The organism is Miltoncostaea oceani (genome assembly GCF_018141545.1).
GTDB classification, from domain to species: domain Bacteria; phylum Actinomycetota; class Thermoleophilia; order Miltoncostaeales; family Miltoncostaeaceae; genus Miltoncostaea; species Miltoncostaea oceani.
This window is the reverse complement of record NZ_CP064356.1, coordinates 1,016,574-1,040,397: the sequence shown is the minus strand read 5'-3', so window position 1 is coordinate 1,040,397 and position 23,824 is coordinate 1,016,574. Positions and strand designations below refer to the sequence as shown.

The following is a 23,824-nucleotide window of genomic DNA, read 5'->3' as shown; positions in this document are numbered from 1 at the left end:
GGGAACGACGCGGCGCCCCGGCTCCCTGTCCCCCCGAGGTGCTCGAGCCGGGCCCAACCGCCCCCCGTCAGGCCTCGGGGACGTCCTCGTCGGGGACGCGGAGGCCGCGGTACACCAGGCCGGGGCCGGCGGCGGGACGGCGTTCGCGGCGGGCGACGGGGACCGCCCCCGCACCCCGGTACTGCAGCTCCTGCGCCAGGTCGGGGTCGTCCTCCGGGACGGCGGGGAGGGAGTGCGGGATCGCCGACTGCTCCCACAACGCCTGCAGCGCATCGACCACCTCCGGGGCGAACTGGGCGCCCGCCTCCGCCCGGCAGATGTCGAGGGCCCTCCGGGCGGCGAGGCCCGCGCGGTACGGGCGGTCGCTCGTCATCGCGTCCCACGCGTCCGCGAGCGCCATCACCCGCGCGCCGTCGGGGATCGCGTCACCTGCGATGCCGTCCGGGTAGCCGCCGCCGTCGACGCGTTCGTGGTGGCCCCGCACCCACGACGCCTGCTCCGGCGTCAGGGCCTCCGCCACGATCTCCGCGCCACGGGCCGGGTGCTCCCGGACGAGCGCGAACTCGTCCGGCGTCAACGCGCCCGGCTTCGTCAGGATCGCGTCGGGGACGGCGATCTTCCCGACGTCGTGCAGCACCGCCGCCTCCCGCAGCTCCCGCAGGCGCTCCGCCGGCCAGCCGAGCTCCAGCGCCAACCGCACCGCGATGTCCGCGACCCGCTCCGAATGGCGCTGCGTGTACGGGTCCTTCGCGTCCACCGCCCGCGCCAGCGCGTGCACGGCGTTCAGCGCCTGCTGGTGCTCGAGCCGGGCCGCGCGCTCCCCCGCGGAGAGCTCCTCCACCACCTCCGGCGAGTACCGGATGCAGCGGTCGCGGCCGTGCGCCTTCGCCCAGTACAACGCCCCGTCGGCGAGGCGGTGCAGCTCCCCCGCCCCACCCGCCTGCGACAACTCGCAGACACCGGCGGAGATCGTCAACGACCCGTACGACAACAGGGGCGTCGCGGACACCTCGACACGCGCCCGCTCCGCCGCCTGCCACGCATCCATCGCGTCGGCGCCCGGCAGCAGCCACCCGAACTCCTCGCCGCCGACCCGCGCCACCACCTCACCACGCCGCGCGCAGGAGGCGAGGCGGCGGGCGACCTCCGTCACCACCGCGTCGCCCGCCGGGTGCCCGAACGAGTCGTTGATGCGCTTGAAGTGGTCGAGGTCGAGCAGGACCAGCGACAGGGGACGTCCCGACCGCTCCGCCAGCGCCACCTCCTGCAGCAGACGCTCGTGGAACGCACGGTGGTTCGGCAGCTCCGTCAGGGGATCCGTCGCCGCGAGGTCCGCCAGCAGGCCCGCCGACAACTCGAGGGCGCCGATCGCCCGGCTCAGGGCACGCCCGAGGGACGCCCACACGCCGACCGCCGCCGCCAGCAGCACCGACAGCAACGCCACCACCGCGCCCTCGCCACCGACCCCGAGCTGGAGGGTCGCCGCGGACCCGCCGATGCCGGCGACGCCGAGGCCCCCGAGCAGCGCGCCCTGCAGACGCCGGACACGCGCGATGCGACGACCCGCGTCCCGCCAGTCGGCGAGCAGCGCCGCCGCCGTCGGCGCCTCCACGGCGCGCAGCGGAGCCGCCCGCGCACCCGTCCGCCCCCGGGTCGAGTCGACGGCGAACACGCCGTCGCGGTAACGGAGCTCCAATGGCATCAGTGACCTATCGGTCGGGCGACCCGGGAGTCGACAACCGCGCCGTCCCCCGGTCCCCCGCGTCGCCGACCCCGGGCGGCGACGCCGCCGTCGACGAGGACGGGCGCCCCGTGAGGGGCGCCCGTCGGTCGAGCGGGACCGGCTCCCCCCGAGGGGGGAGGCGACCTACATCATCCCGCCGCCCATGCCCATGCCGCCCATGTTCGGGGACATGCCCATGCCGCCACCGCCACCGCCGCCCGACTCCTCGGGCTTGTCGGCGACGACGCACTCGGTGGTGATGATGTTCTTCGCGATCGACGCGGCGTTCTGGAGCGCCGAACGCGTCACCATCGCGGGGTCGATGATCCCGGCCTTCACCAGGTCCACGTACTCCCCCGTGTCCACGTTCAAGCCGATACCCGGCTTGCGGCCCTTCACCTCGCCCACCACGACCGACCCCTCCAGGCCGGCGTTCTCGGCGAGCTGACGCAGCGGCTCCTCCAAGGCACGGCGCACGATGTTCGCACCCGTTGCCTCATCGCCCGACAGCTCCAGGCCATCCAGGGCCTTGATGGAGTTCACCAAGACGACGCCGCCACCGGGGACGACACCCTCCTCAAGCGCCGCGCGGGTCGCCTGCAGAGCGTCCTCCACCCGGTGCTTCTTCTCCTTCATCTCCGTCTCGGTCGCCGCACCCACCTTCACGACCGCGACACCGCCCGCCAACTTCGCCAGGCGCTCCTGCAGCTTCTCACGGTCGAAGTCCGAGTCGGTCGTCTCGATCTCCGCCTTGATCTGCTTGATGCGGCCCTTGATGTCCTCCGGGTCGCCGGCACCGTCGATGATGGTGGTCGCGTCCTTGGAGATCACCACCCGCCGGGCCTTCCCCAACTGGGTGATCTGGGTGTTCGCCAACTTCAGACCCATCTCCTCGGCGATCACCTCGCCACCGGTCAGGATCGCGATGTCCTCGAGCATCCGCTTACGCCGATCCCCGAAACCGGGGGCCTTCACCGCGATACCCGTGAACGTCCCACGCAGCTTGTTCACGATCAGGGTCGCCAACGCCTCACCCTCGACGTCCTCGGCGATGATCAGAAGCGGCCGGCCCTGGCCGATGACCTGCTCCAACAACGGCAGGATGTCCTGCACCGAGGAGATCTTCCCGCCATGGACCAGCAGGAACGGGTCGTCGAGGACGGCCTCCATCCGGTCCTGATCCGTGACCATGTACGGCGACATGTAGCCACGGTCGAACTGCATCCCCTCCGTGAACTCGAGGTCCATCCCGAAGGTCTGGCCCTCCTCCACGTTCACGACACCGTCCTTACCGACCTTCTCGATCGCGTCGGAGATGACATCGCCGATCTCACGGTCCCGGCTGGAGATCGCCGCGACACGGGCGATGTCCTCCTTACCCGACACCTCCTTCGACTGCTTGGCGATCTCCGCCACGACCCGCTCCACCGCAGCCTCGATACCGCGCTTCAACCCCATCGGGTTCGCACCCGCAGCGACGTTCTTCAGGCCCTCACGCACGATCGCCTGCGCCAACACCGTCGCCGTCGTGGTGCCGTCACCCGCCACATCGTTCGTGGCGGTCGCGACCTCACGCACAAGCTGGGCACCCTGGTTCTCGAAGACGTCCTCGACCTCGATCTCACGAGCGATCGTCACACCATCATTCGTGATCGTCGGGGCACCGAACTTCTTGTCGAGCACCACATACCGGCCCTTCGGACCGAGAGTCACCTTCACCGCATCAGCAAGGGTGTTCACACCACGCTCGAGGGCCCGACGGGCGTCCTCGTTGAACTTGAGCAGCTTTGCCATCTCTGGCGTTTCTCCTTAGCGTCGTTCCGAAATGTCGGTGGGTGCCGCGGGTTACTTCTTCTTCGCGGCGGGCTTGCGGGACGAGGCGCGCTTCGCGGGCGCCTTCGGCGTCGCGGCGACACGGGCGAGGATGTCGTGCTCGGAGAGGATCAGGACGTCCTCACCCTCGAGCTTCACCTCGGTGCCGCCGTACTTGGAGTAGATGACCTCATCGCCGTCGGACACCTCGAGCGCGACGCGCGCGCCGTCCACCCAACGACCCTCACCGACAGCGACGACGATGCCGCGCTGCGGCTTCTCCTTGGCCGTGTCCGGCAGCACCAGTCCGCTGGCGGTGACCTCTTCCTGCTCCACGGCCTTGACGATCACGCGATCGCCCAGGGGCTTCAGATTCATCGGCCCTCCCGGGGTCGAGTAGTGGCACTCTCATGCGCGGCTCCGGGACGACGGTGTCGCCGCGGGCGGTTCGCGCGTCTGGCACTCACGGGACAAGAGTGCCAGAGCAGGTTACCCGTATGCCGGCGGGCGTGCCAGTACCCGCCGCGTCACACGTCCCGCGGCCGCGCTCAGGCCGGTGGGGCGGCCCCGGTCAGGTGGGCGACGGCGGCGGCGGGGCCGCCGCGGGCGAAGACCCACCACAGGTAGAAGCCGTCGCGGCGGTCCGAGGTGATGGCGAGCGCCGGCGCCGGCGGGTCGCCGGGGTCGGTCTCGAACAGGCGGCGCGCGACGACGTCGGCGTCGCCCTCGACGCCCCAGTCGGCGAGCGCGCGGGCGACGGCCTCCGGCGGGGACGTCCCCCCGCCCGCGAACACGGCCCCGCAGCCGGGGCAGGTGCCGGGGGCGGGCTCGGCCGCGTCGGCGACCACCGTCCCGTCGAGCGGGCAGACGAGCGTCGCGCTCACGCCGGGCTAGAGGACGAGGGGCAGGATCAGCGACAACGCCGCGGCGACCACCACGCCGACGGCACCCACCGGGACGCCGCGGGCGCCGCGCAGGCGCCAGACCGCGAGGGCGACGAGCAGGCCCGCGGCGCCGGCGAGCACGATCAGCACCATCTGCGCCGGGCCCGCGAGGTCGCGCGACAGGCCGACGCCGGCGAGCACCGCCGTCAGGCCGCAGCCGAGCACGATCGACTCGATGCCGTCCGCCTCGCCGCGCCGCAGCCGCAGGGCCTCGTCGCCGAGCCAGAGGCCCACCAGCACGTTCCACACGGCGAGGATCAGGGTGGTCGTCGCCCGCGCGTCGCTGTCGGTGCCGAGCCAGTCGAGCCCGAGGTAGGCGCCCAGGCCGAGCGCCACCAGGGCCATCGCGCCGAGGGCCGGCCAGGCCAGGTTCAGCGCGTCCCGCTGGGCCGGCTCGAGCTGCGCCGGTCCGGGGATCTCGACGGGGCCGGGCGTGACGACGCGCCCCGCGGCCGCGAGACGGCGGACGGCGACGAGTCCGACGGCGAAGACCACCGCGCCCACGACGACGCCGATGCCGAGCGACGGCAACGCCGCGTCGGACGGGTTGGACCCCGTGATCCGCATGACGTTGTAGACGACGAGCCAGGCGACGACGACGCAGCCGACGAGCCACGACAGCACACGCGACAGGGGCGGCGCCGGGGGGTGCCCCACCGTCACGGCCTCACCAGTCGCCCGCCGTCCACCACCAGGGTGTGACCCGTCACGTAGTCCGCCTCCAGCAGGTAGCGGAGCGCGCCCGCCACGTCGTCGGGTGACCCTATCCGGTCGAGGACGCTCTTCTCCCGCGCCCGCCGCACCGCGTCCTCCGAGGAGCCGTCGGGCATCAGCACCGTCCCCGGCGCGATCGCGTTCACCGTGACGGCGGGCGCGAGGGCCTGGGCGAGGCTCTCGGTCAGCATCACGATCCCGGCCTTCGCCACCGAGTGGGCGGTGAAGCGCGGCCACGGCTCCAGCCCCGCGACGTCGGCCATGTTCACGATCCGGCCGAAGCCCCGCTCCGTCATCCCCGGCGCGACGGCCTGGGAGCAGAAGAACGGCGCCTTCAGGTTCACGGCCAGCGCCAGGTCGAAGTCGTCCTCGGTCGTCTCGGCGAACGGGGCCGACAGGAAGTTCGCGGCGGAGTTGACGAGCACGTCGATGCCGCCGCCGAGCGCACCCTCCGCGGCGGAGACCAGGTCGCGGCACCCGGCGGCGGTGACGAGGTCGCCCCCCACCGCGGCGGCGCGCACGCCGCGGGCGCGGCAGTCGGCGGCGGTCTCCTCGGCCGGCGCCTCCGACGAGCGGTAGTGCACGGCGACGTCGAGGCCCATCCCGGCGAGCTCGAGGCTGAGCGCGCGGCCGACGCGGATCGCGCCGCCCGTGACGAGGGCCCGCCGGCCCGCGAGGTGGCTGCTCACGCCGCGGGGAGCATCGCGGCCATCCGGCGCGCCGCCCGGCCGCGGTGCGAGATGACGGCCTTCTCGTCCTGGGTGAGCTCCGCCAGCGACCGGGGGTCGCCCGCGGGCAGGAAGACGGGGTCGTAGCCGAACCCGCCGCCGCCGCGCATCGCGGGGGCGATCGTGCCGGGGAGCGTCCCGCAGGACACCAGCATCATGTCGCAGGGGCCGAGCCCCACCAACACGCAGACGAACGCGGCGGAGCGGTCGTCGACCCCCTCCATCTCGTCGAGGAGCCGCCGGCAGTTGTCGGCGTACGTCGCGTCGGGACCGGCGTAGCGGGCGCTGAACACACCCGGCCGGCCGCCCAGCGCGTGGACGACGAGGCCGGAGTCGTCGGCGAGCACGATCGCGTCGTCGTCGACCGCGTCGCGCAGGGCGGCGGCCTTGATCCACGCGTTCTGCAGCAGCGTCACCCCGGTCTCCTCGGGGTCGAAGCCCTCCGGCGCGCCGTCGACCCGGCGGGGCGCGAGCAGTGGGCGCAGCTCCGCGACCTTGTCGCTGTTGCCGGTGGCGAGCACGATCCTCACGGCGCGACCGCCGCCTGCTGCGCCTCCGTGAGGCGCGTCACGCCGGCCTCGGCCAGGTCGAGCAGCACGTCGAGCTCGGGGCGCGAGAAGGTCTGGCCCTCCGCGGTCGCCTGCACCTCGACCAGGCGGCCCGACCCCGTCATGACGACGTTCATGTCCGACTCGGCGCGGGAGTCCTCGACGTAGGCGAGGTCGAGCAGCGGGACGCCGTCGACCATCCCGACGCTCACCGCGGCGAGGGAGTCGCGCAGCGGCAGCGCCTCGAGGGCGCCCTTCTCCACGAGGGCGCCGAGCGCGAGCCGCAACGCCACCCAGGCGCCGCAGATCGAGGCGCAGCGGGTGCCGCCGTCGGCCTGGAGGACGTCGCAGTCGAGCCAGACCGTCCGCTCCCCGAGGCCCTGCATGTCGACCACCGCGCGCACCGAGCGGCCGATGAGGCGCTGGATCTCGGTGGTGCGGCCGTCGAGGCGCCCCTTGCTGATGTCGCGCGCCTTGCGGTCGCCCGTCGACGCGGGGAGCATCCCGTACTCGGCGGTCACCCAGCCGCGGCCGCGGCCGCGCATCCAGGCGGGGACGTTCTCGTCGACCGAGGCGGTGCAGATGACGCGGGTGCGCCCCACGGAGATGAGGGCGCTGCCGTCCGCCGTCTCGACGAACCCCGGCAGGATCTCGATCGGGCGCAGCTGGTCCGCGCGTCGTCCGTCGGCTCGCATCGGGGGTCAGCTTAGTGGGCCGCCGCCCGGGTAGGGTGAGGTCGTGGCCGACACACCCGCCGACCTCGCCCGCCTGCTGATGGGCGCCGAGCACGCCGTGGTCCTCACCGGCGCCGGCATCTCCACCGAGAGCGGGATCCCCGACTTCCGCTCCGCGGGGGGCGTCTGGGAGGAGAACGACCCGATGGAGGTCGGCTCCATGGCGACGTTCGTGACCGAGCCGGAGCGCTTCTGGCGCTTCCACCGTCCCCGCATGGACATGGTCGACGGCATCGCGCCGAACCCCGCCCACGAGGCGGTCGCCGAGCTGGAGCGCCGCGGGCTGGTGAAGGCCGTCATCACCCAGAACATCGATCGCCTCCACGCCCGGGCCGGCACCCAGGAGCTGATCGAGGTGCACGGCTCCCTCGGGCACGGGGTGTGCCTGCGGTGCGACGCCCGCATCAGCGGCGACGAGCTGAAGGCCCGCGCCGACGACGCCGAGGACGGCGTGCCCCGCTGCTCGGCGTGCGGCTTCCAGATGAAGAGCGGCGTCGTCCTGTTCGGCGAGCCCCTCCCGGCGGAGGCGATCGAGGCGGCCCACGACCACGCGATCCGGGCCGACGTGATGCTCGTCGTCGGCAGCTCGCTCGTCGTCGCCCCCGTCAGCCAGCTCCCCGGGATCGTCGTGGACGGCGGGGGGAAGCTGGCGATCCTGACGCAGAGCGAGACCCCCTGGGACCACCGCGCCGACGTCCGCCTGCACGGCCTCGCCGGGGTGCAGCTCGTCGAGGTCATCGAGGCGATCGACGCCATGGAGGTCCACGGGTGAGGATCGACCTGCGCGGGCGCACGGCGCTCGTGACGGGGTCGACGTCGGGGATCGGGCTCGCGGTCGCCGCCGCCCTCGCGGAGGCGGGGACCTCGGTCGTCGTCAACGGACGCGACCCGGAGCGGGCGGAGGAGGTCGCGCGCGTCATCGGCCAGCGGCACGGCGTCGCGACGGACCTGCGCGGCGTCGGCGCCGACGTCGGGACCGCCGATGGGTGCGCGGCGCTGATCGAGGCCGTCCCCGACGTGGACGTCCTCGTGAACAACGCGGGCGTCTTCACGCCGCAGCCGGTGTTCGACATCCCCGACGAGGAGTGGACGCGCCACTTCGACGTCAACGTCATGTCGGGCGTCCGCCTCGCCCGCCACCACGTCCCGCGGATGGTGGAGCGGGGCTGGGGCCGGGTGGTCTTCGTGTCGAGCGAGTCGGCCCTGCAGATCCCCGTCGAGATGGTCCACTACGGCATGACCAAGACCGCCCAGCTCGCGGTGTCGCGCGGCATGGCGGAGGCGGTGCCCGGCAGCGGCGTGACGGTCAACAGCATCCTCCCGGGCCCGACCCTCACCGAGGGGCTGCGCGCGATGCTCGACCCGGACGGGACGATGGACGAGGCCGCGATGACCGACGCGGGGCGCGCCTTCGTCGCCGAGAACCGCCCGACGTCGCTGATCGGGCGCCTCGCGAGCCCCGACGAGGTCGCCGCGCTCGTCGTCTACCTCGCGTCGGAGCAGGCGTCCGCCACGACCGGCGCCGCCCTGCGCGTCGACGGGGGCCTCCTCCGCTCGATCGTGTGACGGCTCCGCGCACCCGTCCCGCGCGCCCCGGCGACGCCGCGGCGATCGCCGACCTGTACCGGCGCTCGGTGACGGTCCTCGGCCCGCGCGACTACGCAGCCGACCAGGTGGCGGCGTGGGCCGCGCGGGCCCCGTCGGCCGAGGCGGTCGCGGCCCGCAACGCCGACGGGCGCACCGTCGTCGTCGCCGTCGACGCCGACGACCGCCCCGTCGCGTTCGGCGACGTCGAGCCCGACGGCCACATCGACTTCCTGTACTGCGCCCCCGAGTTCGCGGGGCGCGGCGCCGCCGCGGCGGTCTACGACCGGCTGGAGGAGGCCGCCCGCGCCGCCGGCGTCGCGCGCCTGCACACCGAGGCGAGCGAGGCCGCCCGGCGCTTCTTCGCGCGGCGGGGCTTCCGCGAGCTGCACCGCCGCGACCTCGATATCGACGGGGTGGCGATCCACAACTTCGCCATGGAGAAGGACCTCGGGTGAGGGTGGCGGGGCCCCCCCGGTCGACGGGTGGGGCCCGCGCGACTCCGTCCGCGCGTACTGACCGGGGGGATGGCGTCGTCGCGGTCCGCCGCCGGGAGGATCCCGGCATGAACAGACACCCCCGCCTCCTGCCCCTCCTCCTCCTCGTCGCGCTGCTCGGCGCGACGGCCACCGCCTGCGGCGGCGGCGACGACTCCGCCGGCGCGACGACGCCGGCCACGACCGCGGCCGATCCCCGCGCCGGCTACTTCGGGGAGGAGCAGTCCGCGGCCCTCAACCCCGCGCTCACCGCCCTCGTCGAGGCGGACCGCACGTGGGTCGCCGACGGCGACGCCTGCAACGACACGGCCACCCGCCTCTTCGAGGCGGGGGCGACGCCCCGGAAGGCGATCGCCTGCCACCTCCGGCTCACCACCGCCATGCGCGACGCGAGCCGCGACGTGCGGGTCGCCGCGCGCGGCGTCGAGGGCGACTTCCGCGCCGAGTGCGTCGCCGAGCTCGGGCGCTACCGCGCGACCGTCACCCGGATGGCGGCCGCCTGGCAGCGCACCCTCGACCTGTGGAACGCGTACGGACGCGGCGAGGCCGGGGCGGGCGACCGGATCACCGCCGCCGGCCAGCGCGCGCAGGACCTCACCCGCGCGTTCCTCGACGAGGGCGAGGCGGGGAAGGCGCTGACCGTCGCCTGCTACACCGCCGCGGACCGGGCCGAGGCCGACGCGGGCTGACCCGCGGCCCCGCGCGGCGCCGCTCAGGCCACGGGCGTCCAGAGGGCGTCCTGGCCGAGCGGCGTGCGGCGCGCCCGTCCGGCGGCGACCAGGTCGAGGAGCGCCCGCTCCGCGGTGGGGACGTCGATGTCGTCGTTGCCCTCCGTCATGAGGGCGGCGACCTCGCGGGTGACGAGCCCCTCGGGGTAGCGGTCGAGCAGGGGCGCCGGGTCGGCCGGCGGGGCGGCGCGGCGCAGGCCGGGGCCGAGGTTCGCGACGAGGACGTCGTACGCCTCGACCGTCTGCCAGCCCCCGGCGACCAGCCGGGTGCCGCCCGCCTCGAACACCACCGACGGCGCCGTGAAGCGCACGGGCCCGTCCGTCGCCGCCGTCTTGCCCTGCAGCTCGGCCGGGGACCCCGCGGCGGTGCGCGCCTCGGCGCGGTCGGCCTGGTAGGCGGCCTCGACCGCGGGGTCGGACAACCCGGCCCGGATCGCCTCCACGTCGACGCCCGCGACGCCGCGCAGCGCCTCCACCACCGAATCGTCGTCGTCGAGCAGCAGCGGGGTGGTGAAGTTGGCGAGCTGCAGGGCACGCAGCACGCGCCACTCGCTCCCCGGGTCGGCAAGGCGCGCCGCGACGATCGCGCGGCACCCGCGGCCGGTCGCCGCGATGCGCTCCTTCGCGGGCAGGCCGAACGGCATGCCGAAGCGGTCGCGGAACGCGAGGTTGCCCCGGAGGTTCCGGGCGACGGTGTACCCGCGGGCCGCGTACTGCGCGGCGTCCTCCGTCAACCCGATCACGACGAGGCGCCACGTGATCTGGGACCCGTACCGCCAGTCGATGACCCGCAGGGCGGGCAGCGCCGAGTACGCCCACGGGCAGCCCGGGTCGGTGTGGAGGGTGGCGGAGATCGGCGGCACGGGGCTCCTCGTCGTTCGATTCACGTCGACGTTAGGCGAGGGCGGCGGCCGCCGCCCCGCGGTGGCCTCCCCGCGGGACCCGTGGGTACGATCCGCCCATGCCCGCCACCGCCTTCGTCTACGGACCCCACCTCCAGGCCTACAACCCGAGCGACGACGCCGAACGGCCCCTGCGCCGCGAGCTCGGCATCGAGCTGCTGCGCGCCTACGGCCTGCTCGACCACCCGGACGTGACCTGCCACGACCCGCGCCTCGCGACCGAGGCGGAGCTGATCGAGGTGCACGCGCCGGCGTACGTGAACGCGGTGAAGCGGTACAGCGCGAACCCGGCGCTGGCGGCCGAGCCGGAGGCCCGCATGTGGGGCTTCCAGGACGGCGACACCCGCGCCCGCCCGGGCATGCACGAGGCCGCCGCCGCGGCGTGCGGCTCGGCCGTCACCGGGGCGATCGAGATCTGGGAGGGCCGCGCCGTCCAGGCGTTCTGCCCCGCGCCCGCCGGCCTGCACCACGCGATGGCGAACCGCGCGTCCGGGATGTGCATCTACAACGACGCCGCCGTCGCGATCCGGTCGCTGCTGGAGCGCGGCGCGGAGCGCATCGCCTACATCGACGTCGACGCGCACCACGGCAACGGCGTCCAGTGGATCTTCTACGAGGACCCGCGGGTCCTCACCGTCTCCGTGCACGAGACGGGACGCCACCTCTACCCCGGCACCGGCGGCATCGCCGAGCGCGGCGTCGGCGCGGGCGAGGGGACGTCGGTGAACGTGCCGCTGCCGCCGTACAGCGGCGACGGCCCGTACCTGCGGGCGATGGAGGAGGTCGTCGGGCCCGTCGTCCGCCGCTTCCGCCCCGACGTCGTCGTCACGATGACCGGCGTCGACCCGCACCACACCGATCCGATGGCGCACCTCCAGGTCACGACCGCCGCGTTCCCCCGCCTCTACGGGATCCTGCGGGACCTGGCCTTCGACGCCGCGCAGGGTCGCTGGCTGGTGGTCACCGGGGGCGGGTACAACATCGACCTGCTGGCGCGGCTGTGGGCGTACCAGCTCGCCGCGATGCTCGAGGTGACCCTGCCGGAGGAGCTGCCGCCCGCCTGGCTCGACATGGCGCGCGAGCGGGCGGGGATGGCGTTCACCCCGGTCCTGTCGGGGGACACGCCGTTCGTGGTCGACGAGGAGAGCCGCCGCCGCGGCGACGAGGAGGGCGACGCCGCCGTGGACGCGGCGAAGGCGGCCGCGGGGGTCTGATCAGCCGCCCGGCAGGCGCAGGTCGAGCCAGCCGACGACCGCGTCGATGAGCTCGGCGTCGAGGCCCGTGAAGACGTGGTCGGCGTCGGGGATGGTGGTGCGGTAGACGCTCGGGCAGTCGCCCTGGCGCGCCAGGGCCTCGAGCTCCGGGCCCTCCCCCTCCCGGACCAGCTCGTCCTCGCCCGCCTGGATGATCGCGAGGGGGACGGTGACGTGGCCGACCCGCAGGCGCGACTCGGCGTGCGGCGCCCGCGGCCCCCGGGCGTGCCACCAGGTGCGGTAGGTCCAGATCTCGCAGTCGAGGGGGCGGTCGCCGAACCCGCGGGCGCGGCGCACCAGGAAGATCCGGTCGCGGCTCGCGTCCTCGAAGTCGGGCGCGAGGCGGTTGTGGACGGTCTCGGCGACCTCCTGGTACCCGGGTTCCGCGCCGAAGTGGTCCCACCGCAGGCGCAGCGCCGCCGGCAGCGACGCGGGGTGCGCGAGCGTGCAGACCCCGACGACGTCGGGGGGGAGGCGCAGTGCCTGGTAGTGGGTCACGATCGTGGAGCCCATGCTGAACCCGAGCAGGACGATGCGGCGGAAGCCCCGGCGGCGGAGCACCTGCAGGGCGGCGTCCAGGTCGAGGGGCGTCCGGTGCATCAGGCCGCCGCCGAAGAAGACGCCGTAGTTCGCCATGCGGGTGTTGACGGACATCACCGAGAAGCCGGCGTTCGCGAGGCCGAAGGAAACCCGCCGCGGCACGCCGGTCAGGTAGTTGCCGACGGAGCCGTGGATGACGAGGACCGCGAGGCGGCGGCGGCGGGCGTCCTCGACGTCGGCGGGCCGGAAGAGCATGCCGTCCCAGTTCTGGCCGTCCTCGGTGTGCGTCATCACCAGGTCGATCGCGAGCCCGCGGTCGTCGCGTCCGAAGACGGGGACCCGCCGCCGGCCGCCGCGGTGGACGACGCGGGTCACGCGTGCTCCCGCAGCCACGAGGTGACCGCGTCGAGGGTGGGGATCTCGCCGCCCTTGAACGAATGCCCGATGCCGTCGATGCGGATCACCGTGACGTCGCGGTTGCCCGCGGCGCGCGCGACCGCGGCGAGGGCGACGGCCTCCTCGAACTGCACGACCTCGTCGTCGGTGCCCTGCACCAGCAGGATCGGCGCCCACACCTGCCCGATCTGGCGGAACGCCATCGCCGAGGTCGCCGCCGGCCCGCGCGAGTGCCACCACGTGCGGTACGTGTAGACCTCGCTGTCCGCCGGGCGCGACGACGGCCCGCGGCTGCTCTCGACCACGAACAGGCGGTCGTCCTCGGGGGCGTCGGGGTTGCCGCCGATCGCCCGCCGGACCATGCCGACGAGCTCCTGGTAGTCGGGCCGGGCGCCGAAGTGGTCGGCGCGGCGCTGCATCGACTGGGGAAGCCCCCACGGGTTGCCGAGGCAGACGAGGCCGCGCAGGTCGGGGACGTGCTGCGTCGCGGCGTACCGGGTCGCGAGGGTCGCGCCGCTCGAGTACCCCGACAGGACGATCGTGTCGTACCCCTGGTCGCGCAGCCAGCGCACCGCGGCGTCGACGTCGCGGATCGCCTCCTCGAAGATCGCCGAGCCGAAGAGCTGCCCCACGTTGCCCATGCGGGTCTCGAGCACCAGCACCGGGAACCCCGCCCGGGCGAGCGGGGCCGGGTAGAAGCGCAACGTCCCCACCAGGAAGTTGCCCATGATCCCGTGGATGTGGATGACGGCGGTCCGGCGGCCCGTCCCCCGGGCCCGGGTGCGGGCGGCGCGCTCGTCGATCTCGAAGAGGGCGTCGTGGACCTCGCCGTCCTCGGCGGTGAGGGTCACCAGTCGGCGGTCGACCGGCACCCGTCAGCGTCCCGGTGCGGCGGCGTCAGGGTGCGGCACGGCGGTACGATAGCCCGCGTGCCGCCGCCCGACCGGATCCGCGTCACGTACCTCTTCAGCCGGTCCTGCCCCTCGCACGAGGAGGGGCTGGCGCTGCTGCGCGACGCGGCGTCCGCCGCGGGCGTCGCCCTCGACGTCGCGGAGGTCGAGGTGACCACCGACGCGGAGGCCCGGGAGCGGGCGTTCACCGGCTCGCCGACGTACCTGCTGGACGGACGGGACCCCTTCCCCCAGGAGGGCCCCGGGCACGCCCCCGTGCACGACGCCTGCCGCGCCTACGCCCGCCCCGGCGGCCGCATCGGCCCCCTCCCCCACCTCGACGACCTCGTCGCGGCCGTGCGCGACGCGGTCGCCGGAAAGGCGCCCGCATGAGCCCCGCCATCGGCGACACCGCCCCCGGCTTCCGCCTGCCCACCACCGACGGCGGCGAGGTCGCGCTCGACGAGTTCGCCGGCGGCCCGGCGACGGTGGTGGCCTTCTGGTGCAACCACTGCCCCTACGTCCGCGCGTGGGAGGAGCGCTTCGACGACATCGCCCGGGTGTACTCCGACCGCGGCGTCGCGACGGTCGCGATCTGCGCGAACGACCCGGTGAGCCACCCCGGCGACTCCTTCGAGGCGATGGTCGCCCGCGCCGCCGAGCGGCGGTACGGGTTCGCCTACGCGCAGGACCTGACACAGGAGGTCGCGCGGGCCTACGGCGCGGAGCGCACACCCGAGGTCTTCGTGATCGACGGCGACGGCCGGGTCGCGTACCACGGCGCGATCGACGACGCGTCGGACCCCGACGCCGTGAGGACGCCGTACCTGCGCGACGCCCTCGACGCCGTGCTCGGCGGCCGCACCCCGGCCACGGCGGAGACGCCCGCGGTCGGCTGCACCATCAAGTGGTCCCGGGCGGGGACCGGGGGCTAGCGCGTCTCGAGCCGCCCGTACGCGCGGTTGCAGTAGAGCAGCGGGTCCGTCCCGGCCAGCTCGGCGCTGACGACGCGGCCGACGAGGATGGTGTGGTCGCCGCCGTCGAGCAGGGCGTGCCGCTCGCAGACGAGGCGGGCCACCCCGTAGGGCAGCAGCGGCACGTCGAACGGGCCGCGCGCGTCGGGGAAGCCGGCGAACTTGTCGGCCCCGGGCCGGGCGAAGAGCGAGGACATCTCCTGCTGCTCGCCGCCGAGGACGTGGACGGCGAAGCCCTCCGCACCCACGAGGCCGTCGTGGGAGTAGGCCGACCGCGCCACGCAGATCAGGATCAGCGGGGGGTCGAGCGACAGCGACGAGAACGACGCGGCCGTCATGCCGATCGGCTCGCCCGCGTGACGGGCGGTGACCACGGTGACGCCACTGGCCCACCGGGCCAGTGCGTCGCGGAACTCCCGCTCGGAGACGCTGTCCATGGCGGTGGAGGCTATCGGCCGGAGCGCCCGGCGGCCCCGGGGGGGACCTCCGGACGCCCGGCCGGCGGCATCAGACCGGGGTCCGGGTGCCGCGCTTGACGCGGTTCGTGCGGGGCGGGGCGGCCTCGGTGGTCGGCGCGACGCGGGGCGTGCGGGCCGGGCGGGACGGCGCGAACGCCGAGCCGCGGCGGCGCGAGCCGTAGACGACGCGCGGGGCGGCGACGCCGTAGCCCGTGGCCTCCCACCGCTCGGCCAGGCCGAGGTTCGCGGCGAGGCGGGACATCTGGTCGGCGTGCTCGGGCATGACCATCGTGACGGCGCGGCCGGTGCGGCCGGCGCGGGCGGTGCGCCCCACGCGGTGCGTGTAGGCGTCCTGGTCCTCCGGCGGGTCGAAGTTGACGACCAGGCCGATGTCGTCCAGGTCGATGCCGCGGGCCGCGACGTCGGTCGCCACGAGCACGCGGGCGCGGCCGCTGGAGAAGCGCTTGAGGGCCTTCTCGCGGGCGGCCTGCGTGAGGTCGCCGTGCATCGCGGTGGCGGTGATGCCCTGCTTGTCGAGGCGCTCCGCGAGGCGGCCGGCGCCACGGCGGGTGCGGCAGAAGACGAGGGTCAGCTCGTCCTCGTTGCGGATCAGCTCGAGCAGCTCGTCGGTGCGGGTGGAGGGGCTGCAGGCCAGGAAGACCTGGTCGAGCCGCTCCGACAGCTTCTCGCCCTCGGCGATGCTGCTGTCGCGCATCCGCAGGCGCTCGGCGCCCGTGGTGAACTCGGCGGCGAGGGAGCCGACGGCCCCGTCGAGCGTGGCCGAGAAGAACATGGTGTGGCGCTCGCGCGGGATCTGGCGGACGATCGCCTGGACCTGGGGCAGGAAGCCCATGTCCAACATGCGGTCGGCCTCGTCGAGGACGAGGGTCGTGATGCCCTTCAGCGAGACGCGCTTCTGGCGGGCGAGGTCGAGCAGGCGGCCCGGCGTCGCGATCAGGATGTCGGCCTTCTCGGCGCGCTTGGCCTGGGCCTCGAGGCCGACGCCGCCGTAGCAGACGGCCATCTTCAGGCCGCGGGCGTCGGCGAGGGGCGAGAGCTCCTCGTCGATCTGCGAGGCGAGCTCACGGGTCGGGGCGAGCACGAGGGCGACGGGGCGGCCGTTGCTGCGCTCGAGCCGCTCGAGGATCGGCAGGCCGAAGGCGAGGGTCTTGCCCGAGCCGGTCGGCGAGCTGACGAGCACGTCGCGGCCGGTGAGGGCGACGGGCAGGACCAGCGACTGGACCGGGAACGGGGACGTGATCCCCTTGGCGGCGAGCACCGCGGCCACGCGGTCGCTCACGCCGAGATCGGCGAAGGAAACGGACACTATTCGAGACTCCTTGCGGCATCGGGCCGCGGTTCGGACGGGAGACCACTCTCGACCGTCCAACCTGGATCTCGTGGTTGAGACGCTCTCCCACGGGCGACCGGATTGCCGCCCTGCTTCGACGAGGTTCGTCGACAGACTGGCGGCCAGCATAGCCGTCTTTCCGTGGGATGCACATCGGCCCCCGCCCGCGCCGCGTGAGCCGCGGGGCGTGCGGGGGCCCGCCGCGGCGCTAGAAGTCGCCGCCCCCGCCGCCGCCGAAGTCCCCTCCGCCGCCGAAGTCGCCACCCCCGCCGCCGCCGAAGTCCCCTCCGCCCCCGCCGTCGCCGAAGCCCCCGCCGATGTCGCCGAAGCCGCCGTCGCCGCCGTCCGCGCCCTGCGCGGCTCCGCCGCCGAACATGCCGCCGAGGATCACCCCGGCGAGCGCCCCGCCGAGCACCGGGCCGAACCCGCCGCCGCCCATCCCGCGGCCGCCCATGCCCATGCCACCGGTCTGCCAGTACGGCACCCGCCGTCCGCCCTGCTGCTCGACCTCGCGGAACTGCGGCTGCTCGCCGCGGGCCATCTGGGCGGCGCAGTCGGCGCAGGCCGGCAGCTCGGCGCGGTCGCCGGTCGGCGTGCGGATCTCGACCTCGGCCGTCGCGCGCCCGTGCTTGGGGTCGAACGCGCACATCCCCTCGAGGAGCGGCTCCTGGTCGGCCTCCGCCGGGGAGCGCCCCTCGAGCACGGCGCGGGTGCGGCGCGCCGCCCGCAGCCCCCGCTCCAGCGTCGTCCCGGCGGCCTCCACCTGGGCGGCGGTGGGCGACGGGGTGTCGAGCATCTGCCGGGCCTCGCCGTAGGACAGCACCGCGACGTCGTAGTGCTCGCGCACCGCCGCCGTGCGGTCGCCCGCCACCTGGACGTCGTCGTCGAGGTCGGCGATCTGGGCGGCGAGGGCGTCCACGAGGGGGTCGAGCGACCGGGCGTCCGCCGCGGCCGTGACCGCCCGCCGCGCGGTGGACCGGCGCCGCACGAACACGATCAGCAGCACCACGGCGCCGACGAGCACCAGCAGGATCACGAAGCCGCCGGCCGCGGAGCCGCCGTCGTCCTCGGCGGCCGGGGCGACGGGGGCGCCGGCGCCGGACGACCCGCCGGACGCGGGCCGCTCGGCCGCCAGGTCGCGGGCAACGGCGATCGTGCCGGCGACGGGGTCGGCGCGCAGGTCGGGCAGGCGCCCGTCGTAGATCCGCTGGACGTCGGCGGAGGAGAGCCCCGACGCGATCGACAGGTTCCGGGGTCGCGCGGACAGCACCAGCACGTCCCCTGCGAAGGACAGCCGCGAGCGCAGCGACCGGGCGTACCGGACGGGCTCCCCGGGGCGGGCGTCGAGGACGACGAACTTGACGGGCGTCCCCGCGGCGCGCAGGTCGCGTGCGGCCGTCGTGAACCGGTCGCGGCCGTTCGCGGTGAGCGGGGCGCCCGGCTCCACCGCGACGTCGGACGCCGCCACGTCGGCGAGGTCGACCAGCGCGACGGCCGGGGCCGCGCCGGCGAGGCAGGCCACGACGGCGAGGAGGGCGGTGAGCAGCGCGCGGGGTCGTCTCATCCGCCGAATGTCGCACGGGGGGAGGCGCCGTACAACACGACCGCTCCGGGCCGCGGCCGGGACCCTTCCCCCATCCCCTCCCCGGGGGGTACCGTCCGCAGCGGTACACACCGGAGACACAAGGGAGGCGCGGCGTGTCGTTCTTCAGCCGCCTGAAGGCCATCTTCCAGGCGAAGGCAAGCAAGGCGCTCGACGCGGCCGAGAAGCCGGACGAGATGCTCGACTACTCGTACGAGAAGCAGACGGAGCTGCTCACCCAGGTGCGGCGCGGCGTCGCGGACGTCGCGACGAGCAAGAAGCGGCTGGAGCTGCAGGCCGACAAGCTGCAGGCCAGCGCGACGAAGCTGGAGGGGCAGGCCGCCGAGGCGCTGCGCCAGGGCCGCGAGGACCTCGCGCGCACCGCCCTCGAGCGCAAGGCCGGCATCCAGGCCCAGCTCGAGAGCATCACCGCCCAGAAGGAGCAGCTGCAGGGCGAGCAGGACAAGCTCGTCGCCGCGGAGCAGAAGCTGTCGTCGAAGATCGAGTCGTTCCGGGTCCGCAAGGAGACGATCAAGGCGCAGTACACCGCCGCCGAGGCGCAGGCCAAGATCGGCGAGGCGTTCAGCGGCATCTCGGAGGACATGGCCGACGTCGGCATGGCGATGGAGCGCGCCGAGGGCAAGGTCGAGACGATGCGCGCCCGCGCCGGGGCGATCGACGAGCTGCTGGAGTCGGGCGCCCTCGACGACCTCAGCGCCGGCGGCGACGCGATCGACCGCGAGCTCTCCCAGATCGCCTCGCAGAGCGCCGTCGACGCCGACCTCGCCCGCCTGAAGGGCGAGATCGGCGCCGGTCCGTCCTCCTCCGGTCAGATCTCCTCGGGGGGTGCGTCGTGATCGTGCGGCTGCTGGGCCTCGGTCAGTACCGCCTCGAGGACGGCGACATCGCCCTGGTCGAGACGGCCGACGACGCCGTCGAGGCGGCGATCGCCGCGGGTGACGCGACGTCGTTCGCGTCGGCGCTGGCCGGCCTCATCGACAGGATCCGGGAGATCGGGGACCCCGTCTCCGACGACGAGTTCGTCACCTCCGACGTGATCGTGCCGGACGCCGACACCACGCTGGAGGAGGCCGTGGCGATGGGCGCCACCGGCGACGAGGGACTCATCCCCGGCTGACCCCGCCGGGCGGGGCGGGGCGCGACGCGCGCCCCGCCCCCCGGCTCAGCGCGCGATCGTGATGCCCGCCGCCTCGCGGTCGAAGGTGTCCGGCGTGACGCCCTCGTCGCGGAGCTTCACCTTCTGCACGCGCTCGGTCGGCGTCTTCGGCAACGCCGCGACGAACCGGATGTAGCGGGGGACCATGAAGTACGGCATCCGCTCCGCGAGCCAGTGCGTCAGGGCGACGGGGTCGGGCGTCGCACCGGCCTCGGCGACGCACACGATCATGATCTCGTCCTCCGAGGAGGCCCCTTCGCCGGCCTTCACGCCGATGGCCGCCGCCTCCTTCACCGACGGGTGGTCGGCGACCTGCTTCTCGACCTCCATCGACGAGACGTTCTCGCCGCGCCGGCGGATGTAGTCCTTCACGCGGTCCATGAAGTAGACGTAGCCGTCCTCGTCCATGCGGCCGAGGTCGCCGGTGTGGAGCTTCAGGTTGCGGAAGTCCTCGGCGGTCTTCTCCGGCATCCCGTAGTAGGCGCGCATCACGATGTTCGGGACCTTCATGTCCACGACGATCTCCCCCGGCGTGTCCGGCGGGAGCGGCCGGTCGGTGCCGGGCTCCACGATCGTCACCTCGTAGCCGGGGTTCGCGGTGCCGCACGAGCCGAGGCGCGGGGGCCGGGTGGGGTCCATCAGGGTCGCGACGCCGGTCTCCGTGAGGCCGTACCCCTCGGTGAGGCGCACCCCGAAGCGCTCCTCGAAGGCGTGGTAGATGTCCTTCGGGGCGGGGGCCGCCGAGATCGTGTGGACGCGGTGGGCGCGGTCGAGGGGCGACGGCGGCTGGTTCCAGAGGAAGTAGAGGATCGCGCCGATCCCGTTGAACGTCGTGGCGCCGGCGTCGATCACCTGCTGCCAGAAGCGCGTGCCGGAGAACCGCTCGGTGTACGCGACCCGCGCGCCCGCCAGCAGCGCCGGGTAGGCGCACAGCACCTGGGCGTTCGAGTGGAACAGGGGCAGGCACGAGAAGTAGGTCTCGTCGCGCAGGTCCCCGGGCGCCACGCCCCGCAGGACGGCCATCGACTCGATCGCGCTACGGGCCGAGAAGTAGTCGGCGGCGTGCTGCTTGACGACGCCCTTCGAGCGGCCCGTCGTGCCGGAGGTGAACATGATCCGCGCGTCGTCGGTCCAGGAGTGGTCGATCCCGTCCGGCGGGGTGGCGGGCCCGTCGGCGAGCGCGTCGAGGTCCTCCCACGGCAGGGACGGGTCGGGGCCGGCGTCGGCCCCGGTGCGCATCACGACGACCCGCTCCAGGCGCGGCAGGTCGGCCGCGACGAACGCGAGCCGGTCGAGGTAGACGTCGGCGATCACCAGCACGCGCGACTCGACCAGGTTGATCGTCCACGAGAGGAAGTCGCCCTTGTACGCCGTGTTGATCGGGCTCATGACGGCACCGGCGGCGAGGATCCCGTACCAGACGGGCACGAACCACTCGCAGTTCGGCAGCAGCACGCTCACCGATTCGCCGGGCCGCACCCCGCGGGCGATCAGCCCGTTGGCGACGCGGTTGGCGCGGGCGTCGACCTCGCCGTACGACACCCAGGGGCCGTCGGCGTACCGCAGGTACTCGCGGTCGGGGTGCTCCTCGGCGCGTGCCCGCAGGATCCGCGGGAGCACCCACTCCGTCGGGTCCTCCCGGGCGTACCAGTCGCTCCACTCGGCGGCGGGCATCAGCCGGCCTCGGGCTCGGGGCCCTGCCCGGCGCGGAAGCGCCGCCAGTCGACGGGTCGCTTCTCCTGGAACGCCAGGATGCCCTCGCGGGGCTCCTCGCCGTACACGTGGTTCAGCGCCATCAGCTCCATCCCGTGGTTCGTCGACGAGTAGAGCTGGTCGGTCTGCGTGTTCAGGGCGATCTTCGCGAGGCGCAGGCCCTGCGGGGAGCGCCGCAGGATCGTGTCGCACCAGCGGTCGACCTCGGCGTCGAGCGCGTCCGGCTCCACCACGAGGTTGACGAGGCCCATCTCCAGGGCCTCCTGCGCCGTGTACTGCCGGGTGAGGTAGAGGATCTCCCGGGCCTTCTTCTCCCCCACCACCGCCGGCAGGAGCTGGCAGCCCCACCAGAGCGGCGCGCTCCCGATCTTCGGCCCCGCCTGGCCGAAGCGGCCGGTGGTGTCGGTGATCGTGAGGTCCGAGATCATGTTGAGCTCGTTGCCCCCGCCGATGCAGTAGCCGCGGACGCGGCACAGGATCGGCTTGCCGTTGTTGCGCATCGCCGACGCGAGGCGCGGGCCGATGATGTGGCCCGCGCGCTTCTCCCGCATGGTCCGGGTCGGCTCCCGCACGTCGCCGCCGACGCAGAACGCGCGGTCGCCGGACCCGGTGAAGACGATCACCCCGACGGACTCGTCGTCGGCGGCCCGCTCGAACGCGTCGCACAGCTCGAGCATCGTCTGCCCGCGGAACGCGTTGAGGCGCTCCGGCCGGTCGATCGTGATGGTCGCCCGGCCCCCGCCGACCGCATAGATGACGTCCTCGTACGCCACCGGGCCGTCAGCCCTCGGCCGGCAGGAACTTGGTGGCGTCGATGCCGTGCTCCGCCATCAGCTTCTGGAACGTCTCCCGCATCTCGTCGGGGTAGTCCGGCAGGTCCTCCGTCGCGATGACGTGCTCGGCGTGCGCGCGCAGCCGGGGGCCGAGGTCCCAGTCGCCGTCGTCCATCAGGCGGCGGATCTCGCGGGCCGGGAAGTAGAGCATCCCGGGGTCGCGGCCGTGGCGCTCCGCGATGCCGATGATCTCCTCGAAGCGTCCCTCGAGCGGGGCCTGCTCCTGGATCAGGCCCTTCTCCCGCAGCATCTCCACGGTCGCCGGGTCGGACGGCAGCGGGGTCCCGAACGTGCCCTTGTGGAACAGCTTCTCGTACTTGAGGCGGGGGCGCTGGCCGCCGGCGTTCGGGTTCTCGAGGGGGTAGCCGATCGCGTGGCCCCACGTGAAGCGGTAGTGCGGGGGGAGCCCGAAGGCCTTCTCGACGCCGCCCGGCTTGCGGCCGAACGCGATCAGGATGTTGCCGACGTCGAGCGCCACGCCCGCCGCGATCGCGTTCGCCACGGCCTGCCCGGTCTCGAAGCGCAGCAGGTTCTCGGTGCGCTCGGTCGGGAAGCTCATCAGCCGCGGGATCGTCTGGGTCATCGAGAACTCGTAGTTCCACCCGTGGTACTTGGTCGTCGCGCCCGCCAGGCTGACCGTCGAGATGCCGTCCACCGCACGCCCATACCAGGCGTTCAGGTTCGTCAGCCAGATGACGAGGTGCGACGCCTGGTTGATGATCTGGACGTTGAACCCGCTGACGCACTCCTCGAGCTCGTCCCAGACGTCGTCGTCGCGCGTGACGACGATCGCCTCGGTGCAGTTGATGTTGCCCTGGCAGGAGGCGAAGCGCGCCGCCTGCAGCATCGTCTCGAGCTTCCAGTCCTCGACGGTGCGCGACTCGTCGAAGTACCGGATGCTGCGACGGTTGCCGAGGGCGCGGAGGAGCGGGACGTCCTCGATCTCGCTGGCGGGCGGGGGTCCTGCCGGGCTCTGGGACATCGACATCGCTCCTGCGTCGGCTTACTATGTAATCCTGCGGGCTCCGCAACGCTAGAAGGACGACCCGAGCCGTGTCAACTCCACCGCCCCCCCGCCAGCCGCTCACGCGCGAGCGGATCGTGCGGGCCGCGCTGGAGCTGATCGACGAGGAGGGGCTCGGCGCGTTGACGATGCGGCGGCTCGGGTCGGCCCTCGGCGTCGAGGCGATGTCCCTCTACAAGCACGTCGCGAACAAGGACGCGATCCTCGACGGGGTGCGCGAGCTGCTGCTCGCCGACTTCGCGGAGTCCCTGCCGTCCGACCCGGGCGCCGGCTGGCGCGACGACCTGACCCGGTTCGCGCGGGCCTACCGCGCCCTCGGCCGGGCCCACCCGGAGGCGTTCGGCCTGCTGGCGTCCGCCCCCGGCCGCGCCTACGTGGCCGGCGGCGACATCGCGGAGCCGGGACTGCAGCGACTGGTGGACGCGGGGCTCGACCGCGAGACGGCGATCCGCGCCCAGCGGAGCGTCATCCGCTACGTGCTCGGCACGAGCCTGCTGGAGCGCGCGGCCGAGGACGCCCCGCCGCCGGTGCCGCCCGAGGAGATGGAGGCGCTCGCGACGTCCCGTCCCCTCGTCGGCGCGCTGATGCGCTCCCTCGGCCCGGAGTCCGACGACCCCCAGTTCACGTTCGGCCTCGAGATGCTGCTCGCCGGCATCGGGCGGCTCATCGCGGAGGCGGATCCCCCCGCGGACGCCTGAGGCGGATCGGCCCGCGGGCGT

Annotated in this window: 26 protein-coding genes and 1 pseudogene; 10 read left to right on the top strand and 17 right to left on the bottom strand. The window is 74.1% G+C overall.

Features of this window, described 5'->3' with window-relative positions; genetic code table 11:
- Positions 1-67 precede the first annotated feature (67 nt).
- The 8 genes and pseudogenes from IU369_RS05275 to rph form a co-directional block, all read right to left on the bottom strand.
- Positions 68-1,702 (bottom strand): bifunctional diguanylate cyclase/phosphohydrolase, encoded by a 1,635-nt coding sequence (locus IU369_RS05275; protein WP_217923527.1) that lies wholly within the window; start codon positions 1,700-1,702, stop codon positions 68-70.
- Positions 1,703-1,867: 165 nt separating this feature from the next.
- Positions 1,868-3,517, bottom strand: a complete 1,650-nt coding sequence (groL, locus tag IU369_RS05270; protein ID WP_217923526.1) for a chaperonin GroEL — start codon at positions 3,515-3,517, stop codon at positions 1,868-1,870.
- Positions 3,518-3,640: 123 nt separating this feature from the next.
- Positions 3,641-3,913, bottom strand: a pseudogene (groES, locus tag IU369_RS05265) (co-chaperone GroES); the annotation flags it as partial.
- A gap of 170 nt (positions 3,914-4,083) precedes the next feature.
- The gene (locus tag IU369_RS05260; RefSeq protein WP_217923524.1) at positions 4,084-4,419 is read right to left on the bottom strand and encodes a hypothetical protein; all 336 of its coding nucleotides are present in this window, start codon (positions 4,417-4,419) and stop codon (positions 4,084-4,086) included.
- Positions 4,420-4,425: 6 nt separating this feature from the next.
- Positions 4,426-5,136, bottom strand: coding sequence for a hypothetical protein (locus IU369_RS05255; RefSeq protein WP_217923523.1), 711 nt, complete (start codon positions 5,134-5,136; stop codon positions 4,426-4,428).
- Positions 5,137-5,138: 2 nt separating this feature from the next.
- Positions 5,139-5,882 carry an SDR family NAD(P)-dependent oxidoreductase gene (locus IU369_RS05250; protein WP_217923522.1) on the bottom strand — a complete coding sequence of 248 codons (744 nt, stop codon included), beginning with the start codon at positions 5,880-5,882 and terminating at the stop codon, positions 5,139-5,141.
- Positions 5,879-6,451 (bottom strand): RdgB/HAM1 family non-canonical purine NTP pyrophosphatase, encoded by a 573-nt coding sequence (rdgB, locus tag IU369_RS05245; RefSeq protein ID WP_217923521.1) that lies wholly within the window; start codon positions 6,449-6,451, stop codon positions 5,879-5,881. The genes IU369_RS05250 and rdgB overlap by 4 nt, the downstream gene beginning before the upstream one ends.
- Positions 6,448-7,164, bottom strand: coding sequence for a ribonuclease PH (rph, locus tag IU369_RS05240; protein ID WP_217923520.1), 717 nt, complete (start codon positions 7,162-7,164; stop codon positions 6,448-6,450). Before rph ends, rdgB begins: the two co-directional genes overlap by 4 nt.
- Before the next feature lie 43 nt (positions 7,165-7,207).
- On the opposite strand from rph, the gene IU369_RS05235 reads away from it, so the two are divergent.
- From IU369_RS05235 to IU369_RS05220, 4 genes are all read left to right on the top strand, one after another.
- Complete coding sequence (locus IU369_RS05235; protein ID WP_217923519.1) at positions 7,208-7,975, top strand: SIR2 family NAD-dependent protein deacylase; 768 nt, start codon at positions 7,208-7,210, stop codon at positions 7,973-7,975.
- Positions 7,972-8,769: an SDR family NAD(P)-dependent oxidoreductase gene (locus IU369_RS05230; protein ID WP_217923518.1), complete on the top strand. Its 798-nt coding sequence runs from the start codon at positions 7,972-7,974 to the stop codon at positions 8,767-8,769. Before IU369_RS05235 ends, IU369_RS05230 begins: the two co-directional genes overlap by 4 nt.
- Positions 8,766-9,245, top strand: coding sequence for a GNAT family N-acetyltransferase (locus IU369_RS05225; RefSeq protein WP_217923517.1), 480 nt, complete (start codon positions 8,766-8,768; stop codon positions 9,243-9,245). Before IU369_RS05230 ends, IU369_RS05225 begins: the two co-directional genes overlap by 4 nt.
- Positions 9,246-9,352: 107 nt before the next feature.
- Entirely contained in the window at positions 9,353-9,973 is a 621-nt protein-coding gene (locus tag IU369_RS05220) for a hypothetical protein (protein ID WP_217923516.1), read from the top strand.
- Between the two features lie 23 nt (positions 9,974-9,996).
- Here the strand turns inward: IU369_RS05220 and IU369_RS05215 are convergent, their stop codons facing one another.
- Positions 9,997-10,875, bottom strand: coding sequence for a DsbA family protein (locus IU369_RS05215; protein WP_217923515.1), 879 nt, complete (start codon positions 10,873-10,875; stop codon positions 9,997-9,999).
- 98 nt (positions 10,876-10,973) lie between these two features.
- Between IU369_RS05215 and IU369_RS05210 the strand changes: the two genes are divergently transcribed.
- Positions 10,974-12,128, top strand: coding sequence for an acetoin utilization protein AcuC (locus IU369_RS05210; protein WP_217923514.1), 1,155 nt, complete (start codon positions 10,974-10,976; stop codon positions 12,126-12,128).
- Here the strand turns inward: IU369_RS05210 and IU369_RS05205 are convergent, their stop codons facing one another.
- Together IU369_RS05205 and IU369_RS05200 are read right to left on the bottom strand one after the other, a co-directional pair.
- Complete coding sequence (locus IU369_RS05205; RefSeq protein ID WP_217923513.1) at positions 12,129-13,082, bottom strand: alpha/beta fold hydrolase; 954 nt, start codon at positions 13,080-13,082, stop codon at positions 12,129-12,131.
- The gene (locus IU369_RS05200; RefSeq protein ID WP_217923512.1) at positions 13,079-13,975 is read right to left on the bottom strand and encodes an alpha/beta hydrolase family protein; all 897 of its coding nucleotides are present in this window, start codon (positions 13,973-13,975) and stop codon (positions 13,079-13,081) included. Before IU369_RS05200 ends, IU369_RS05205 begins: the two co-directional genes overlap by 4 nt.
- 57 nt (positions 13,976-14,032) lie before the next feature.
- Here IU369_RS05200 and IU369_RS05195 point away from each other — a divergent pair, with 57 nt between their 5' ends.
- Both IU369_RS05195 and IU369_RS05190 read left to right on the top strand, forming a co-directional pair.
- Complete coding sequence (locus tag IU369_RS05195) at positions 14,033-14,386, top strand: hypothetical protein (protein ID WP_217923511.1); 354 nt, start codon at positions 14,033-14,035, stop codon at positions 14,384-14,386.
- Positions 14,383-14,928: a thioredoxin family protein gene (locus tag IU369_RS05190; protein ID WP_217923510.1), complete on the top strand. Its 546-nt coding sequence runs from the start codon at positions 14,383-14,385 to the stop codon at positions 14,926-14,928. Before IU369_RS05195 ends, IU369_RS05190 begins: the two co-directional genes overlap by 4 nt.
- Here the strand turns inward: IU369_RS05190 and IU369_RS05185 are convergent.
- From IU369_RS05185 to IU369_RS05175, 3 genes are all read right to left on the bottom strand, one after another.
- Positions 14,925-15,404, bottom strand: a complete 480-nt coding sequence (locus IU369_RS05185; protein ID WP_217923509.1) for a flavin reductase family protein — start codon at positions 15,402-15,404, stop codon at positions 14,925-14,927. The genes IU369_RS05190 and IU369_RS05185 overlap by 4 nt on opposite strands.
- A gap of 70 nt (positions 15,405-15,474) precedes the next feature.
- Positions 15,475-16,725 (bottom strand): DEAD/DEAH box helicase, encoded by a 1,251-nt coding sequence (locus tag IU369_RS05180; RefSeq protein ID WP_217923508.1) that lies wholly within the window; start codon positions 16,723-16,725, stop codon positions 15,475-15,477.
- A 259-nt stretch (positions 16,726-16,984) separates the two neighbouring features.
- Positions 16,985-18,340, bottom strand: a complete 1,356-nt coding sequence (locus IU369_RS05175) for a hypothetical protein (RefSeq protein WP_217923507.1) — start codon at positions 18,338-18,340, stop codon at positions 16,985-16,987.
- Positions 18,341-18,474: 134 nt separating this feature from the next.
- Here IU369_RS05175 and IU369_RS05170 point away from each other — a divergent pair, with 134 nt between their 5' ends.
- Positions 18,475-19,215, top strand: a complete 741-nt coding sequence (locus tag IU369_RS05170) for a PspA/IM30 family protein (RefSeq protein ID WP_217923506.1) — start codon at positions 18,475-18,477, stop codon at positions 19,213-19,215.
- On the top strand, positions 19,212-19,496 hold the full coding sequence (gene pspAA, locus IU369_RS05165; protein WP_217923505.1) for a PspA-associated protein PspAA: 285 nt from the start codon (positions 19,212-19,214) through the stop codon (positions 19,494-19,496). The genes IU369_RS05170 and pspAA overlap by 4 nt, the downstream gene beginning before the upstream one ends.
- Positions 19,497-19,541: 45 nt before the next feature.
- On the opposite strand, the gene IU369_RS05160 is transcribed toward pspAA, so the two are convergent.
- From IU369_RS05160 to IU369_RS05150, 3 genes are read right to left on the bottom strand one after another with little or no spacing between them, the layout of a single operon-like run.
- The gene (locus IU369_RS05160) at positions 19,542-21,209 is read right to left on the bottom strand and encodes an AMP-binding protein (protein WP_217923504.1); all 1,668 of its coding nucleotides are present in this window, start codon (positions 21,207-21,209) and stop codon (positions 19,542-19,544) included.
- Positions 21,209-22,021, bottom strand: coding sequence for an enoyl-CoA hydratase-related protein (locus tag IU369_RS05155; RefSeq protein WP_217923503.1), 813 nt, complete (start codon positions 22,019-22,021; stop codon positions 21,209-21,211). The genes IU369_RS05160 and IU369_RS05155 overlap by 1 nt, the downstream gene beginning before the upstream one ends.
- 7 nt (positions 22,022-22,028) lie before the next feature.
- Entirely contained in the window at positions 22,029-23,063 is a 1,035-nt protein-coding gene (locus IU369_RS05150; RefSeq protein ID WP_217923502.1) for a nitroreductase family protein, read from the bottom strand.
- A 71-nt stretch (positions 23,064-23,134) separates the two neighbouring features.
- On the opposite strand from IU369_RS05150, the gene IU369_RS05145 reads away from it, so the two are divergent.
- Positions 23,135-23,803, top strand: a complete 669-nt coding sequence (locus tag IU369_RS05145) for a TetR/AcrR family transcriptional regulator C-terminal domain-containing protein (protein ID WP_217923501.1) — start codon at positions 23,135-23,137, stop codon at positions 23,801-23,803.
- Positions 23,804-23,824 lie beyond the last annotated feature (21 nt).

Bases quoted from the DNA above. Each gene is read 5' to 3' on its own strand.
- IU369_RS05275 (WP_217923527.1), bottom strand. From the start codon at position 1,702: ATGCCATTGGAGCTCCGTTACCGCGACGGCGTGTTCGCCGTCGACTCG.
- groL (WP_217923526.1), bottom strand. From the start codon at position 3,517: ATGGCAAAGCTGCTCAAGTTCAACGAGGACGCCCGTCGGGCCCTCGAG.
- rph (WP_217923520.1), bottom strand. From the start codon at position 7,164: ATGCGAGCCGACGGACGACGCGCGGACCAGCTGCGCCCGATCGAGATC.
- IU369_RS05220 (WP_217923516.1), top strand. From the start codon at position 9,353: ATGAACAGACACCCCCGCCTCCTGCCCCTCCTCCTCCTCGTCGCGCTG.
- IU369_RS05210 (WP_217923514.1), top strand. From the start codon at position 10,974: ATGCCCGCCACCGCCTTCGTCTACGGACCCCACCTCCAGGCCTACAAC.
- IU369_RS05190 (WP_217923510.1), top strand. From the start codon at position 14,383: ATGAGCCCCGCCATCGGCGACACCGCCCCCGGCTTCCGCCTGCCCACC.
- IU369_RS05185 (WP_217923509.1), bottom strand. From the start codon at position 15,404: ATGGACAGCGTCTCCGAGCGGGAGTTCCGCGACGCACTGGCCCGGTGG.
- IU369_RS05175 (WP_217923507.1), bottom strand. From the start codon at position 18,340: ATGAGACGACCCCGCGCGCTGCTCACCGCCCTCCTCGCCGTCGTGGCC.
- IU369_RS05160 (WP_217923504.1), bottom strand. From the start codon at position 21,209: ATGCCCGCCGCCGAGTGGAGCGACTGGTACGCCCGGGAGGACCCGACG.
- IU369_RS05150 (WP_217923502.1), bottom strand. From the start codon at position 23,063: ATGTCCCAGAGCCCGGCAGGACCCCCGCCCGCCAGCGAGATCGAGGAC.